The organism is Pseudomonas oryzihabitans (genome assembly GCF_014522265.1).
Lineage (GTDB): Bacteria > Pseudomonadota > Gammaproteobacteria > Pseudomonadales > Pseudomonadaceae > Chryseomonas > Chryseomonas aestiva.
Genome location: NZ_CP017024.1, coordinates 660,358 through 675,685, shown reverse-complemented (window position 1 = coordinate 675,685; position 15,328 = coordinate 660,358). Strand labels below are relative to the sequence as shown.

15 protein-coding genes and 1 tRNA gene are annotated in these 15,328 nt (G+C 65.4%); 6 read left to right on the top strand and 10 right to left on the bottom strand.

Translation table 11 applies throughout. The features are described from left to right. Positions 1-28 precede the first annotated feature (28 nt). The gene (locus BGI51_RS03165; protein WP_187980278.1) at positions 29-499 is read left to right on the top strand and encodes a hypothetical protein; all 471 of its coding nucleotides are present in this window, start codon (positions 29-31) and stop codon (positions 497-499) included. Positions 500-509: 10 nt separating this feature from the next. On the opposite strand, the gene sugE is transcribed toward BGI51_RS03165, so the two are convergent. The 4 genes from sugE to BGI51_RS03145 all read right to left on the bottom strand — a co-directional run bounded on the left by sugE (position 510) and on the right by BGI51_RS03145 (position 2,046). Next, on the bottom strand, positions 510-827 hold the full coding sequence (gene sugE / locus BGI51_RS03160; RefSeq protein WP_158896176.1) for a quaternary ammonium compound efflux SMR transporter SugE: 318 nt from the start codon (positions 825-827) through the stop codon (positions 510-512). Between the two features lie 173 nt (positions 828-1,000). Then, the gene (locus BGI51_RS03155) at positions 1,001-1,387 is read right to left on the bottom strand and encodes a hypothetical protein (protein WP_187980277.1); all 387 of its coding nucleotides are present in this window, start codon (positions 1,385-1,387) and stop codon (positions 1,001-1,003) included. Positions 1,388-1,487: 100 nt separating this feature from the next. Further along, positions 1,488-1,718, bottom strand: coding sequence for a hypothetical protein (locus BGI51_RS03150; RefSeq protein WP_187980276.1), 231 nt, complete (start codon positions 1,716-1,718; stop codon positions 1,488-1,490). Between the two features lie 251 nt (positions 1,719-1,969). Next, positions 1,970-2,046, bottom strand: a tRNA-Arg gene (locus BGI51_RS03145). Between the two features lie 342 nt (positions 2,047-2,388). Here BGI51_RS03145 and gabD point away from each other — a divergent pair. The 3 genes from gabD to BGI51_RS03130 all read left to right on the top strand — a co-directional run bounded on the left by gabD (position 2,389) and on the right by BGI51_RS03130 (position 6,648). Next, positions 2,389-3,837 carry an NADP-dependent succinate-semialdehyde dehydrogenase gene (gene gabD / locus BGI51_RS03140; RefSeq protein WP_187980275.1) on the top strand — a complete coding sequence of 483 codons (1,449 nt, stop codon included), beginning with the start codon at positions 2,389-2,391 and terminating at the stop codon, positions 3,835-3,837. A gap of 220 nt (positions 3,838-4,057) precedes the next feature. Beyond that, positions 4,058-5,338 carry a 4-aminobutyrate--2-oxoglutarate transaminase gene (gene gabT, locus BGI51_RS03135; protein ID WP_187980274.1) on the top strand — a complete coding sequence of 427 codons (1,281 nt, stop codon included), beginning with the start codon at positions 4,058-4,060 and terminating at the stop codon, positions 5,336-5,338. Between the two features lie 113 nt (positions 5,339-5,451). After that, the gene (locus BGI51_RS03130) at positions 5,452-6,648 is read left to right on the top strand and encodes an HDOD domain-containing protein (protein WP_187980273.1); all 1,197 of its coding nucleotides are present in this window, start codon (positions 5,452-5,454) and stop codon (positions 6,646-6,648) included. Here the strand turns inward: BGI51_RS03130 and BGI51_RS03125 are convergent. The 6 genes from BGI51_RS03125 to oscA all read right to left on the bottom strand — a co-directional run bounded on the left by BGI51_RS03125 (position 6,645) and on the right by oscA (position 12,374). Continuing rightward, positions 6,645-8,108: a methyl-accepting chemotaxis protein gene (locus BGI51_RS03125; protein WP_437179446.1), complete on the bottom strand. Its 1,464-nt coding sequence runs from the start codon at positions 8,106-8,108 to the stop codon at positions 6,645-6,647. The genes BGI51_RS03130 and BGI51_RS03125 overlap by 4 nt on opposite strands. Before the next feature lie 230 nt (positions 8,109-8,338). Next, entirely contained in the window at positions 8,339-9,307 is a 969-nt protein-coding gene (locus BGI51_RS03120) for a sulfate/molybdate ABC transporter ATP-binding protein (RefSeq protein ID WP_187980271.1), read from the bottom strand. 6 nt (positions 9,308-9,313) lie between these two features. Next, a complete protein-coding gene (gene cysW, locus BGI51_RS03115) occupies positions 9,314-10,180 on the bottom strand; it encodes a sulfate ABC transporter permease subunit CysW (protein ID WP_158891769.1) in 867 nt (288 codons plus the stop codon). Positions 10,181-10,190: 10 nt separating this feature from the next. Then, positions 10,191-11,003, bottom strand: coding sequence for a sulfate ABC transporter permease subunit CysT (gene cysT / locus BGI51_RS03110; protein WP_133861341.1), 813 nt, complete (start codon positions 11,001-11,003; stop codon positions 10,191-10,193). Positions 11,004-11,109: 106 nt separating this feature from the next. After that, complete coding sequence (locus BGI51_RS03105) at positions 11,110-12,111, bottom strand: sulfate ABC transporter substrate-binding protein (protein WP_187980270.1); 1,002 nt, start codon at positions 12,109-12,111, stop codon at positions 11,110-11,112. Between the two features lie 77 nt (positions 12,112-12,188). After that, positions 12,189-12,374, bottom strand: a complete 186-nt coding sequence (gene oscA / locus BGI51_RS03100) for a sulfur starvation response protein OscA (protein WP_133861339.1) — start codon at positions 12,372-12,374, stop codon at positions 12,189-12,191. Between the two features lie 250 nt (positions 12,375-12,624). Here oscA and desA point away from each other — a divergent pair, with 250 nt between their 5' ends. Together desA and BGI51_RS03090 are read left to right on the top strand one after the other, a co-directional pair. Continuing rightward, complete coding sequence (desA, locus tag BGI51_RS03095) at positions 12,625-13,818, top strand: delta-9 fatty acid desaturase DesA (protein ID WP_133861338.1); 1,194 nt, start codon at positions 12,625-12,627, stop codon at positions 13,816-13,818. 113 nt (positions 13,819-13,931) lie between these two features. Continuing rightward, positions 13,932-14,909 carry a sensor domain-containing diguanylate cyclase gene (locus BGI51_RS03090; RefSeq protein WP_133861337.1) on the top strand — a complete coding sequence of 326 codons (978 nt, stop codon included), beginning with the start codon at positions 13,932-13,934 and terminating at the stop codon, positions 14,907-14,909. Positions 14,910-15,328: the final 419 nt, after the last annotated feature.

The following is a 15,328-nucleotide window of genomic DNA, read 5'->3' as shown; positions in this document are numbered from 1 at the left end:
CTGCCTCTCTCCAAGGGATTTTCCGACCATGCCCCAACCGCTCTGGCGCGCCCTGTTGCAACCGCGCACCCTGCTGGCGTTCGCCGCGGCCCTGCTGCTGACCACCGCCTGGGGCAGCCTGGTGCAGACCCAATACAACCTGGCCGCCCTCCAGGGACTCGGCCAGCCGATCGACCTGGCCACGCGCGGGCGCACCTCGCTGGATGATCTGCTGGGCTTCGGACCCGTCTATGCCGCCATCGTGCTCGCCGCTTGGTTACCAGCCTTTGCCGCGGCCCTCTGGCTGGGTCGTCACGGCGGTTCCTATCGCGCCTGCCTGCTGCCGCTGGCCAGCAGTCTCAGCCTGATCGCTGCCATCCGACTGATCGACGCCTTCGCGCCCATGCCGGTGCTTATCTACGCCACGCGCACCCTGGAAGGGCTGCTGGCGATGGCCGTGGGTGGGTTGCTTGGCGGGCTGCTGTTCATCTGGCTGGCGCGCTCGGTGCTCCCGCGCTAGGGGAGGGCGCTCAGGACGAGGTCAGCTTCATCAGCACCAGCCCGCTGACGATCAGCGCGGCGGCCAGGATGCGCAGCGGACTCGCCGCCTCGCCCAGCACCAGGATGCCGACCATGAAGGCGCCGATCGCGCCGATACCGGTCCAGATTGTATAGGCGGTGCCCAGCGGCAGGCTGCGCATGGAGATCGACAGCAGCGCTACGCTGGCCACCATGGCGACCCCGGTGATGATCGTCGGCGTGAGGCGGGTGAAGCCCGCGGATTGCTTCATGTAGAACGCCCAGACCACCTCGAGCAGTCCCGCGCACACCAGATAGAACCAAGCCAACGACGGCCTCCTGTAAAACCGGGCCGTCCCGGAACGCTGCCCACCAATCGCCGGGGTCGTCCCCGGGGCCAAGAGAAGAGGGCGGCAAGTTGCCTTACCACCTGATCGATGCCGTTATCCTAGCCGTTCATGGCCGCGCCTTTCGACCCAACCTGGTCAGGCGCACCCGTCCGCTAGCGCGGCTGGCAGATCTGCGTGGCGATCCCGTCGAATTCCCGATCGAAACTGGCCCGCTCGGCCGCGCTGAGAAAGCCCTGCTGCCTGACCAGGTCATCGGTCTGGCTACGCACCGCGGCGATGCGTTCGCTGAAGGCCGTCGCCTGCTCCTGACTGATCCGCCGCGCCTTGCGCGCCGTGCTCACATCCGCCAACAGCACATTGGCGCGCAGCGAGATATGCGCCTGCCGCGGATCCGTGATCGATCCGCCAAGTTCGCCCGGCACGGCGCGCTGTTCTGCCAGATTGCAGCTCGGCAGGCCGAGGTCGTCCTGCCGAACCGGCTCCCGGGTACAGGCGCCCAGGGCGAGGGGCAGCAGCAACAGGGGAATCAGGGATTTCATCCAGGTCTCCTCGGGGTGGCCGTAGTGGAGACCTTGAGAGCCCGGTTCGGGCGCTTCGTTCAAGCCGGGCTCTGCGCCAGGCCTTGGCAAAGTCCTGAGGCTAGTCGTCTCGCCGCACCTGCCGTTCCAGCGCCGCCAGCTGCAGCCGCGCCCCTTCGGCCACCGGGCCCCTGCCGACCGCACTGCTCTGCAGCAGCGACAGATTCAGGGAGTGCGCCGCTGCCTCTATCCCTGGACGGATGGCATGGCCGGCCTGGGCCAGGGCGGTGTCTTCGGTCAGGAGCGGAGCGGCGAGAAAAAGGGTGACCGAGCTGGTCAGGAGGTATCTCATGAGGCGTCCTTGCGAGGTGATCCCAGGGTATCGGCATCCGGCCGGCTGGTTGGAGCGGGTCTAGGGGCAGAGCTTAGATCAGAATCGCGAGTGGGGTAGTGATAATGGTCAGAGAAATCACGCCGGCAATCTGGCGAAGGTCCTTTCACGAACGGTCTGTGCATCTTGGAAAGGCTTGAGCGACAGCCAGAAACAGCAAAGCCCGCGCGATGGCGGGCTTTGCTGAGGTTCACGCGACGGTGAACGGGAGATGGCGCACTCGGCGGGATTCGAACCCACGACCCCTGCCTTCGGAGGGCAGTACTCTATCCAGCTGAGCTACGAGTGCAGCGATTCGGTGACGCTGAATCGGTCGCCATCATACTCACCTTGCCCCCGACCGTCCATGCCCGGATGCACGATGTTGTTGATTTTGAACGACTGTTTCGCGGGGCGTAGCAAGGGCTGCATAAACAAGGAGGAGGGCGACGCGAAAACCTGGCTAGCGCTCTTGCGCAGGGGTTCAGGATTCTCCTAGGATGCGTTCAATATTTCGAACGCCTAGGGCGGTTCGGACGTTGCTCGAGCGGGCGCTGAACGGTGGCGATGCCAGCGTTTCCAGGCCTGACCCTATCGCAGGCGCAGGGGTGTCATGCCCTTGCTTCCGGCCCTTTCAGCCAAGGAGACCGTAATGCAGCTCAAAGACGCTTCCCTGTTTCGCCAGCAAGCCTATGTCGACGGCGCCTGGATCGACGCCGACAGCGGTGCCACCGTCAAGGTGGACAACCCGGCCACCGGCGAGACCCTGGGCACCATTCCCAAGCTCGGTCGCGCCGAGACCAAACGTGCCATCGACGCCGCCAACCGCGCCCTGCCGGGCTGGCGCGCGCTGACCGCCAAGGAGCGTTCGGCCAAGCTGCGGCGCTGGTACGAGCTGATGATCGAGAACCAGGACGACCTGGGCCGGCTGATGACCCTGGAGCAGGGCAAGCCGCTGGCCGAGGCCAAGGGCGAGATCGCCTATGCCGCCTCCTTCATCGAGTGGTTCGCCGAAGAAGCCAAGCGCATCTATGGCGACACCATCCCCGGCCACCAGGCCGACAAGCGCATCCTGGTGATCAAGCAGCCCATCGGCGTCACCGCCGCCATCACGCCGTGGAATTTCCCCACCGCGATGATCACCCGCAAGGCCGGTCCGGCCCTGGCCGCCGGCTGCACCATGGTCATCAAGCCCGCCAGCCAGACCCCGTACTCGGCACTGGCCCTGGTCGAGCTGGCCGAGCGCGCCGGCATTCCCAAGGGCGTGCTGAGCGTGGTCACCGGCTCCGCCGCCGAAATCGGCGCCGAGCTGACCGAAAGCCCCATCGTGCGCAAGATCTCCTTTACCGGCTCCACCGAGATCGGTGCCAAGCTGATGGAGCAGAGCGCGCCCACCATCAAGAAGCTGTCGCTGGAACTGGGCGGCAACGCGCCCTTCATCGTCTTCGACGACGCCGATCTGGACAAGGCCGTGGAAGGCGCCATCGCCTCCAAGTACCGCAACGCTGGCCAAACCTGCGTCTGCGTCAACCGCCTCTATATCCAGGACGGTGTCTACGACGCCTTCGCCGAGAAATTCAAGGCCGCGGTGGCCAAGCTCAAGGTCGGCAACGGCCTGGAAGAGGGCGTGACCATTGGCCCGCTGATCGACGCCAAGGCGGCGGCCAAGGTCAAGGAACACATCGACGACGCCGTGAGCCAGGGCGCCAGGGTCATCGCCGGGGGCAAGGCCCACGCCAACGGCGGCAGCTACTTCGAGCCGACCATCCTCGCCGACGTGCCCAGGAGCGCCAAGGTGTCCAAGGAAGAGACCTTCGGCCCGTTGGCGCCGCTGTTCCGCTTCAAGGACGAGGCCGAGGTCATCGAGCTGGCCAACGACACCGAATTCGGCCTGGCCTCCTACTTCTATGCCCGCGACCTGTCCCGCGTGTTCCGCGTGGCCGAGGCGCTGGAGTACGGCATGGTCGGCATCAACACCGGCCTGATCTCCAACGAAGTCGCACCCTTCGGTGGCGTCAAGGCTTCGGGCCTGGGCCGCGAGGGCTCCAAGTACGGCATCGAGGACTACCTGGAGATCAAGTACCTCTGCCTGGGGATCTGATCGCTCTCGTTGGGCTTCGCTACGCTTAGCCCAACCTACGGTATAGGTAGGTTGGGCTGAGACGGCTCCATCGTCGAAGCCCAACGGGGCCCGCCGATCCAAAGATTTCTCCCGGCGCGGACGCCGGGCCGTTGGCAGTCGATCATCGTATGCTGCCCGGAATCCGGTCCGCGCCTTTCCCGTAGCCGGCCGCCACGATGAGCGGCCATCGAGGACTGCAATGAGCCACACCAATGATTCCCTGATGCACCGTCGCAGCGCCGCCGTCGCCCGTGGCGTCGGCCAGACCCACCCGATCTTCGTCGCCCGTGCGGAGAACGCCAAGGTCTGGGACGTCGAGGGCAACGAGTTCCTGGACTTCGCCGGCGGCATCGCCGTGCTCAACACCGGCCACCTGCATCCGCGCGTGGTAGCGGCCGTACAGGAGCAGCTGACCAAGGTCTCCCACACCTGCTTCCAGGTGCTGGCCTACGAGCCCTATGTCGAGGTCTGCGAAAAGCTCAACGAACTGGTGCCGGGCAACTTCCCGAAAAAGACCGCACTGTTCAACTCCGGCTCCGAAGCCGTGGAGAATGCCGTCAAGATCGCCCGCGCCGCCACCCAGCGCGCCGGCGTCATCGCCTTCTCCAGCGCCTATCACGGCCGCACCATGATGACCCTGTCGCTGACCGGCAAGGTCGCGCCCTATTCGGCCGGCATGGGCCTCATGCCCGGCGGCGTCTATCGCGCGCTCTATCCCTGCGAACTGCATGGCATCAGCGTCGATGACGCCATCGCCAGCGTCGAGCGCATCTTCAAGAACGATGCGGCCCCTGGCGACATCGCGGCCATCATCCTCGAGCCGGTGCAGGGCGAGGGCGGTTTCTATGCCGCGCCCAAGGCATTCATGCAGCGCCTGCGCAAGCTGTGCGATACCCACGGCATCCTGCTGATCGCCGATGAAGTCCAGTCCGGCGCCGGTCGTACCGGGACCTTCTTCGCCATGGAGCAGATGGGCGTCGACGCCGACCTGGTGACCTTCGCCAAATCCATCGCCGGCGGTTTCCCGCTGTCGGGCGTGACCGGTCGCGCCACGGTGATGGATGCCGTCACCCCCGGTGGCCTGGGTGGCACCTATGCCGGCAGCCCCATCGCCTGCGCCGCGGCCCTGGCGGTGATCGAGACCTTCGAGGAAGAAAAGCTGCTGGACCGCTCCAAGGCCGTGGGTGAGCGCCTCACCGCGGGTCTGCGCGAACTGGCCGCCAAGCACGCGCAGATCTGCGACGTCCGTGGCCTGGGCGCCATGATCGCCATGGAGCTGGGCAAGGAAGGCGACATCGAGCAACCCGATGCCGAGCTGACCAGCCAGATCGTGGTCCGGGCGCGCCAGAAGGGGCTGATCCTGCTCAGCTGCGGCAGCTACGGCAACGTGCTGCGCATCCTCGTGCCCCTGACCGCCAGCGACGAAGAGCTGGATCGCGGCTTGGCCATTATCGGCGAGTGCTTCGCCGAATTGGCCTGAGTCCTACCCGAACCGCCCTCCTGGAGGGCGGTTTTTCTGTGACACGCTTGGCATAAAGTCCGCTTTGACGCATCATCCGCCGCTTCGCTTTCCTCAAGCAGGAGTGGGTTGGGATGCCGCCCCTGATACTTATCGTCGACGCCAATCCCTGGACCCGTGACCTGCTCAAGTCACTGGTGCTGGCCGTGCGTGCCGATGCCCTGGTGCATGAATACGGCCATGGCTATCAGGCCCTTGCCGAACTGGATCAACGCAAGAGATGTGCGCTGATCATCGTCGAGCGACCGGCCGATTGCGATGGACTCGACCTGCTGCGCCGCATCCGCCAGCGCGGCGCCCAGCCGCTGCAGCCGGTGATCCTGCTGTCCGAACAGGCTGACGCCGCCTATGTACGCGCGGCCCTGCGCCTGGCGCCTACCGCCTATCTGGTCAAACCCTATGCGGCGGAAGAGGTGTTGCGTCGTCTGCGCAGTCTGTTGCCACCCGCGGGAGACGCGTCTCAGGCGGCCAGTACTGCCGTCCTGGGCTCCCTGGACGATCATCTGCAGCGCATGGCCGCCGAAATCGACGCCGTGCCGCTGTTCGCCGATCTGCCGGCCATCATCGAGCGCTGTCGCGAGAGCGAGAGCTGCAGCCTGGGCGAGCTGGAAACCGAATTCGGCCAGGATCCCCTGGTCACGGCGACCCTGATCGCGGCGGCCAACAGCGCTTCCCAGCGCGTCGGCCAATCCTGCCAGACCCTCAGCCAGGCCCTGCCGCGGCTGGGCGTCGGCTTCACCCTCAATCTGGTCCTGGGCCTGAGCCTGCGGCGGGCGACCCGTCTGGCCGAGCCGTTGCTGGCCGGACGCGCCGAGGGCTACCTGCGCCTTGCCCAGCGCGCTGCCGACTGCGCCCGGCTGCTGGCGCTGCGCTATGTGCGCGAAGACGCCGAGCGTTGCTACACCGCCGGCCTGCTGCATCGCCTGGGTGAACTGGCGGTGCTGCAAGGCGTGCAGCGCTGGTGCGACGGGGGTGGCGTTATCGATGAGGCCGCGCTGGAGCGCGCGCTGCTGAGCTACAGCCTGGAGTTTTCCGCGGAATTGCAGCGGCACTGGCGGCTACCACTGGAGTTGCGCGAGCTGGTGGCCGCGGTGCACAGCCTGCACGGCGTGCTGCCCAAGCCGTCGCTGATCCTGCACCTGGCGGCGCAGGCGGCGAATCCCGCCTCGGGCGAGTCTCTCGACACCCTGCTCGAGCACAAGGCCGGACGCATGCTCGGTCTGGAGGCCGCGGTCTGGCAACTGGCGGTCACCCAGCTCAAGCTGGGCTAGCGCGCGCTGTCGGGGCGATAGCCCAGGCGCAGTCCGCCCCAGTGCCGGCCGTTCACCAGGATCGGTACCGAGAGGTCGTGCATCACCTCGCCGGTGTCTCTCATGTAGGTCTGCAACAGCAGGCGGCGCTGATGGCTGCCGCAGCGCTTGCCGGTGCGATCGCTGAAGAGGCGCTTGCTGCGACTGCGCGCCGTATCCACCGCCACGTCGCCGGTAGGTGCCTGGGCGAAGGCACGGTTGTGGGTGGGCACATAGCCTTCCGGCGTACAGGCGATGGCGAAGACCAGACCGGGATGCTGGTCCAGCAGCGGTTCCTGGATCGCCGGTAGCACGCCATCGGTATAGCTGTCGAAACGAGTGCGGTACTTGGCCGGCTGACTGCCGGGCACGGGCTGGTACTGGCGGTCGAAGAGGGCGTCCTGGGTGATGCGCCCGGCGGCCAGGTCTTCCTCGAAGCGCCGGCCAATGGCATCCGCGCCCTGGCGCGCCAGTTCGAAGATGCGCTGGTGATAGCTGTCCAGGCCGACCTCGGCCAGGCGTTCGCTGCTGGCTTCGGCCATGTCCACCAGTTCGTCGGCGGCGCCGCTGAGCCGGCTGGTCTGGCGCTCGCTGTCGGCCAGATCGCGGTGCACCTGCTCCACCGCCTGGGCCAGGCTTTCCAGCTGGGCGAGATTGGCCGAGGTGCCCTGGGCGATATCCGCGGCCTGGCGCTCGGCGGTCTGCGCCAGCTGGGCGATCTCCTGCAGGCCTTCGCCGGTTCGCTCGACCTGGCGCACGCCGTCGTCCAGCGCCTGGGCCAGTTGCTGGATCTGCGCCACCACGGCGTCGGTCTGCTGGCTGACGTCGGCGACAATCAGCCCCACCTCGCCGGTTGCGCTGGAGGTCCGCGCCGCCAGGCCCCGGACCTCGTCGGCGACCACCGCGAAGCCGCGCCCGTGTTCCCCGGCGCGTGCGGCCTCGATGGCGGCATTGAGCGCCAGCAGGTTGGTCTGGCTGGCGATACCCTGGATGACCTCAGTGACCTGCTGGATCTTGTCGGTGCGGGCACTCAGGCCGGCGATCAGTTCGCGGCTCTGGCGGGCGTGCTCGCTGAGGGCGCGGATGGCGGCGATCGCCGTATTCAGGGCGTCCTGGCCGGCCTCGCTGCGCTGGTGCACCTGCTGCGCCACCGCCAGGGCCTGGCGGGCGCTGCCGGCGCTGTCATGCTCGGTCTGGGTGAGGGCAGCGGCGCTGCTGGAAATCTGCGCGGCCGTGCTGGCCTGGGATTGCACCCGGGCCGCCAGTTGCTGGGCGGCAAAGGCCACACCGGCGATGGCCACGGCGTTGCGCGCCGTGCTGCGCGAGAGATCGCTGGTCAGCTCGTCGAAGGACGAGGCGGGCGCGGGCGGCGCTGCGGCCTTGCGCAGCAGCAACCAGGGCCAGAGGGCAGCGGCGAGCACCAGTCCCACGCCGGCGGCCATGGGTAGCGCCAGCCACTGCCAGAGCAGCAGCGCGGCCACGAGGAGGGCCAGGTGAAGCGACAACACGACGGGCCAGCGCCTGGGCATGCGACCTCCTTGTTATTCTGCTCGATCGAGGACGAAGTGTGACGGGTGTCAGTTTCGTCGATCATGGAGCCCGCTTTCCGGAGGTTGCAACCGCTGTCTGGTCCTGGCGGCTACGACTTTGGTCTTAGCCGCCGGCGACGGACTCAGGGCGTACGCGGCAGGAAATGCAGCGGCGCACCCCGTTGCAGCCCAGCCAGCACCGGGTGGTCCCTGACCAGCTCCACCTCGATCACCTCGGTCTGCTCCGGCACTTTCAGGGTGACCCGGGTGGTGGCGCCCAGCGGCCGGATGTCGCGTACTTCGGCGGCGTGATAACCCGCTCGCGGCTCACGCTCCAGCTCCACCTCGTGCGGACGGAACAGCACCTCCTGCTCGCCCAGGGCCAGGCGGTTGGAGTCACCGAGGAAGTGATAGACGAAGTCGCTCGCCGGCTGTTCGTAGACCTCGACGGGCGAGCCGACCTGCTCGATCTGGCCCTTGTTCATCACCACGATGCGATCGGCCACTTCCATGGCTTCTTCCTGGTCGTGGGTGACGAACACCGAGGTCAGATGGATCTCTTCGTGCAGCCGTGCCAGCCAGCGGCGCAGCTCCTTGCGCACCTTGGCATCCAGGGCGCCGAAGGGTTCGTCGAGCAGCAGGATCTTGGGCTCCACCGCCAGGGCGCGGGCCAGGGCGATGCGCTGGCGCTGACCACCGGAGAGTTGCTCGGGATAGCGATCGGCCAGCCAGTCGAGCTGCACCATGTTCAGCAGCTCGTGCACCTTGCTGGTAATCTGCGCCTCGCTCGGCCGCTCGCGGCGCGGCTTCATGCGCAGGCCGAAGGCCACGTTGTCGAACACCGTCATGTGGCGGAACAGTGCGTAATGCTGGAAGACGAAGCCGACGTTGCGATCGCGCACGTCACGCCCGGAGACGTCTTCGCCATGGAAGCCGATATTGCCGGTATCCGGCGCTTCCAGGCCGGCGATGATGCGCAGCAGGGTGGTCTTGCCGCAGCCCGAGGGGCCGAGCAGGGCGACCAGCTCGCCACTCTCGATGTGCAGGTTGATGTCCTTGAGCGCCTGGAAGGCGCCAAACCTCTTGTTGATACCCTGGATCTCGATACTCATGGCGCCTTATTCCTCATCACGGTGCTGCAGTTGGCGGCTCAGGCGACTCTCGCTCCACTGCCGCAGCAGCAGGATCACCAGGGCCATCATCAGCAGCAGGATCGCCACGCTGAAGGCGGCGACGATGTTGTATTCGTTGTAGAGAATCTCGATGTGCAACGGCAGGGTGTTGGTCAGGCCGCGGATATGGCCGGAGACCACCGACACCGCTCCGAACTCGCCCATGGCCCGCGCGGTGCAGAGCACCACGCCATAGATCAGTGCCCACTTCACGTTGGGCAGGGTCACGTGCCAGAACAGTTGCCAGCCACTGGCGCCCAGCAGGCGCGCCGCTTCTTCTTCCTGGGTACCCTGTTCCTGCATCAGCGGGATCAGTTCGCGGGCCACATAGGGAAAGGTGACGAAGATCGTCGCCAGCACGATGCCGGGCACGGCGAAGACGATCTGCACATCGACGCTCTGCAGGTAAGGACCCATCAATCCCTGGGCGCCGAACAGCAGCACATAGATGAGACCGGCGATCACCGGCGAGACCGAGAAGGGCAGGTCGATCAGGGTGATCAGCAGACTCTTGCCGGTGAACTCGAACTTGGTGACGCACCAGGCCGCGGCCAGGCCGAAGGCCAGATTCAGGGGCACCGAGATGGCGGTGGCGAACAGCGTCAGCTTGAGCGCCGAGATCGCATCCGGTTCGCTGATGGCGTCCCAGAAGGCGCCGATGCCGTTGGCCAGGCCCTGGCTCAGCACCATGTACAGCGGCAGCACCAGAACCAGCAGGAAGATCAGCCAAGCGCTGGCGATCAGCGCGATGGCCACCGGGGTGCGCTGCTTGCTGGCGCGCGCATCGGCCTTGGTCGAAGTCATGAGGCTCATGCGGTCGTCCTTAGATGTTGGGCTGGATGCGGCGCTGCAGGATGTTGATCAGCAGCAGCATGACAAAGGACACCAGCAGCATGAACACGCCGATGCCGGTGGCACCGGTGTAGTCGTACTGGTCCAGCTTGGAGACGATGAGCAGCGGCAGGATCTCGGTCTTGAACGGGATGTTGCCGGCGATGAACACCACCGAGCCGTACTCGCCCACACCGCGGGCAAAGGCCAGGGCGAAACCGGTCAGCCAGGCCGGCAGCAGGGTAGGCACCAGCACGTAGCGGAACACCTGCCAGGGGCGCGCGCCCAGGCAGGTGGCGGCTTCCTCGATTTCCTTGGGGATGTCCGCCAGCACCGGCTGCAGGGTGCGCACCACGAAGGGGAGGGTGACGAAGATCAGCGCCAGGGTGATGCCGATCGGGGTATAGGCGATCTTGAAAGGAAACAGCGAACCTATCATGCCGTTGGGCGCATAGAGCGCGGTCAGGGCGATGCCGGCCACCGCGGTGGGCAGGGCGAAGGGCAGGTCGACCATGGCATCGATCAGCTTGCGCCCGGGAAACTCGTAGCGCACCAGCACCCAGGCCAGCAGGGTGCCGAGGATGCCGTTGACCAGGGCGGCGAGCAGGGCCGTGCCAAAGGACAGCTGCAGTGCGGCCAGCACCTGGCGCCCGGTGATCAGCGACCAGAATTGGCCGAGGGTCAGCTGGCTGGCATGCAGGAACATGGCGCCCAGCGGGATCAGCACGATCAGCGCGAGGTAGGTCAGGGAGAATCCCAGGGTCAACCCGAAGCCGGGTATGACCGGGGAGAGACGGCGAGACATGAGACGTCCTTCTGCAAGGCGCCCCGGCGATGCATTCGCCAGGGCGCAGAGGGGTGGAACGATACCTGTTCCGGGCCGGTCAGCGTGAGCCGTCCCGGCTGGGGCGCTATTTGTTGATGTCGGCGAAGATCTTGTCGAACACGCCGCCGTCGGCGAAGTACTTCGGCTGCGCTTCTTTCCAGCCGCCGAATTCCTGGTCGATGGTCACCAGCTTGACCGGCTTGAACTGATCCTTGAATTCCGCCGCCACCTTGGCATCGCGGGGGCGATAGAAATTCTGCGCGGCGATGCGCTGGCCCTCGGGGCTGTACAGATACTGCAGGTAGGCCTCGGCCTGCTTGCGCGTACCCTTCCTGTCGACCACCTTGTCCACCACGGCTACCGGCGGCTCGGCCAGGATCGACAGCGACGGGGTGACGATCTCCAGCTGGTCGCCGCCTTCTTCCTTCAGCGACAGATAGGCTTCGTTTTCCCAGGCGATCAAAACGTCACCCAGCTGGCGCTGCACGAAGCTGATGGTGGCGCCGCGTGCGCCGGTGTCCAGCACCGGAGCGTGGCGATAGAGTTCGGTAACGAACTTGAGCGCCTCGGCATCGCTGCCGTACTTGGCCTTGGCATAGGCCCAGGCGGCAAGGAAGTTCCAGCGGGCACCGCCGGAGGTCTTGGGATTGGGGGTGATGACCTGGACATCCTTCTTCACCAGGTCGTCCCAGTCCTTGATGCCCTTGGGATTGCCCTTGCGGACCAGGAAGACGATGGTCGAGGTGTAGGGGGTGCTGTTGTCCGCCAGACGCTTCTGCCAATTCAGGTCGACCAGCTGCTGGTGCAGATTGAGGGCATCGATGTCGCCGGACAGCGCCAGGGTCACCACATCCGCCTGCAGGCCATCGATCACCGAGCGCGCCTGCTTGCCGGAGCCACCATGGGAATTCTTGATGGTCACGTCTTCGCCGGTCTCGGTCTTCCAGTGCTTGGCGAAGGCGGCGTTGTACTGCTGGTAGAGCTCGCGGGTCGGATCGTAGGACACGTTGAGCAATTCGACGGCGTGGACCTGGGTGGCGAACAGGGCTCCGGCCAGCGCGGCCAGGGCGAAACGGCGAATCGACATGAAAAGGCTCCTTGACGTGAGAAAGCCGGACACCGTCTGGCGGGCACCTTGCCCGCTCGTCCGCTGACCGCGAGAACTCAGGGCTTGTTGGCTTGGCCGGTCTGAGGCCGGAATTTTTCCTTGCGCTCGATCTGCACCACCTGTCCGTTGTGCACGGTGATCTCGATGGCGCCGAATCTCAGTCCGCGCAAAGCCTGCTGGATATCGCGGAGCAGTGCGGTTTCGTCCTGGTTTTCCAGGCTGCGGAACGGAACGGAGCTCATGGGTGGCGTCCTCGTGTACAGCGGTGGGCGGGGAAGTGGCGCCATCTTAGGGGGCCGATCTTTATTTCTTAAAAGTGCTAATAATGCTTTGTTTATTCACTTTTAGAATTAGCAGTCTGTGAAGGACACGTTGTGTAGCAAAAGGGAGGGCTGGATTTATCGCCCACCCCGGCAATAATGCGCGAACGCCTGTTCACTGAACTTTCAGTGACAGCTGCACTACACAACCCGCGCGAGGTCCTTTGCGTCCATGAGCTACAACGGCCTGCTTGACCTGTCGGTCTGGCAACTGGTGGTGGTCACCCTGCTGCTGACCCACCTGACCATTGTCAGTGTCACCGTCTACCTGCATCGCTACTCCGCCCACCGTTCGCTGGAGCTGCATCCTGCGCTCAGGCACGCCTTCCGCTTCTGGTTGTGGCTGACCACGGCGATGAACACCCGTGAGTGGACCGCCATTCACCGCAAGCACCACGCCAAGTGCGAAACCGAAGAGGACCCGCACAGCCCGGTGCACAAGGGCCTTGCCACCGTGGTGCGGCGCGGCGCCGAGCTGTACAAGGCCGAGGCGAACAACGCCGATACCCTGCGCATCTATGGCAAGAACTGCCCGGACGACTGGATCGAGCGCAAGCTCTACTCCAATCCGCGCACCCGCAATATGGGGGTGGTGCTGTTGCTGCTGATCGACATCGCCCTGTTCGGTGCCCTGGGTCTCACCGTCTGGGCCGTGCAGATGGTCTGGATTCCCTTCTGGGCCGCGGGTGTGGTCAATGGCCTGGGCCATGCCGTGGGCTATCGCAACTTCGAATGCCGCGATGCCGCCACCAACCTCATCCCCTGGGGCATCGTCATCGGTGGCGAAGAGCTGCACAACAACCACCACACCTATCCCAACTCGGCCAAGCTGTCGGTCAAGCGCTGGGAATTCGACATGGGCTGGGCCTGGATCAAGCTGTTCACCTGGCTGCGTCTGGCCAAGGTCAACCGTGTCGCCCCCATCGCCCACCGCATCGAAGGCAAGGGGCAGCTGGACATGGACACCGCCATGGCCATCCTCAACAACCGCTTCCAGATCATGGCCCAGTACCGCCAGCAGGTGATCGGCCCGCTGCTGCGGCAGGAGCGGGGCAGTGCGGCGCCCTCCCAGCGTCCGCTGTTCCGTCGCGCCCGGGGGCTGCTGGCCCGCGAGACCAGTCTGCTCAAGGCTCGCCATCAGGTGCGCATCGACGAACTGCTCGAGCACAGTCAGGCGCTGAAGCTGATCTACGAAAAGCGCCTGGCGCTGCAGCAGATCTGGGCCCGGACCAGCGCCAACGGCCACGACATGCTGGCCGCGACCCGGCAGTGGATCGGCGAAGCCGAAGCGAGCGGCATTCAGTCCCTGCGCGAATTCGCCGAACAGCTGAAAACCTATTCCCTGCGGCCGGCCGGAACTGCTTGAGAAAGGCTTCACAAAAGCCCACCGAAGCGGTGGGCTGCTCTATGCGGGGATTGAACCAGGCTGGTTTCAGCTGTCTCTAACTCCCTCAGGACCCCGCGTAGGCGCATGTGTATATGGATGAACAACCCTCTCTGTCTGCTCTTCCCACACCGGAAGAGAATCTGCTGGCTCTCCTGCATTCGCGGGCCGAGACAGATCGCCTGCGTGACCGGGAGCAGCTGTTCAGCGCGCTGCTGGAAAGCGTCAACGCGGTGCTCTGGGCTCTGGACTGGCGCACTCGCCAGATCATCTATGTCAGTCCCGCCTACGAACAGATCTTCGGTCGCTCCCAGTCCCTGGTATTGAGCGACTACAGCACCTGGCTCAACAACATCTATCCCGACGACCTGGAGTACGCCCAGCGCACCCTGGAGCAGGTGATCGAGCAGGGCGCCGTGGAGTCTCGCGAGTACCGCATCATCCGCGCCGACGGCGAGATCCGCTGGCTCAGCGACAAGTGCTTTGTCAGTCAGCGCAGCGAGGCCGGCATGCCGCTGCTGGTGGTGGGTATCGCCGAAGACATCACCGACAAGAAGCGCATGGAGGAGGAGCTGCAACGGCTCGCCACCACCGACGTCCTGACCCGCAGCAGCAACCGTCGACACTTCTTCGAGAGTGCCCAGCGCGCCTTCGAATTCGCCCAGAGCGAAGGCGAGCCCCTGGCCTTCCTGCTGCTCGACATCGACGACTTCAAGAAAATCAACGACCGTTTCGGTCACCAGATGGGTGATCAAGTGTTGCAGCGTGTTGCCGAATGCGGCGCCCAGACCACCCGCCGCGGGGATCTGTTCGGCCGTATCGGTGGCGAAGAATTCGCCCTGCTGCTGCCGGGTTGTGACAGTGACCTGGCATTGCAGATCGGCGGGCGCCTACAGCGTGCCGTGCGGCAGTTGGCAGTACCCAGCGCCGAGGGCCCGCTGAAGGTCACCATCAGTCAGGGCGTCACCGTGTTGCGGGAGGGCGACGAGTCTCTCGACGCCCTTTATGTGCGAGCGGACGAGGCCATGTACCGGGCCAAGCGCCAGGGCAAGGATCAAGTCGTCCAGGGTTGAATATCCCTTGCCAGACCGCTCCGAGGGCAGCTCAGGCGACCTGATTCGCGGTTCCGACCACCGCTGTCACGCCCTCTCACTTGGTCCTCTGTCCCCCCTTGCTTCCCTGTCCAGCTGGCCTGCAACTGATCTCTGCTCCGTGTCCTGTTGGCCGTCCTGGCTGACGCAGCGGCTCCCCTCGATTAAAAGGAATGTTCCCGCGCGCTCGGCTGCGCAAGGTCGCCCTTGCAGCAGAGCATGCGGTACGTCGTACGGGCGATAGGCGCCGTCTTCAGGGCAAATCGACTGACGGAGCAGTCGCAAAAAATTACAAGTCCTTGAGGCAGATAGGGGATTCCTTCAGATCCTGCCTTTGTGATGCTGAAATTGGCCGTTTTCAAATATTTCGCCAGAACCCTGGGAAGCCCGTTCCAGAGCCT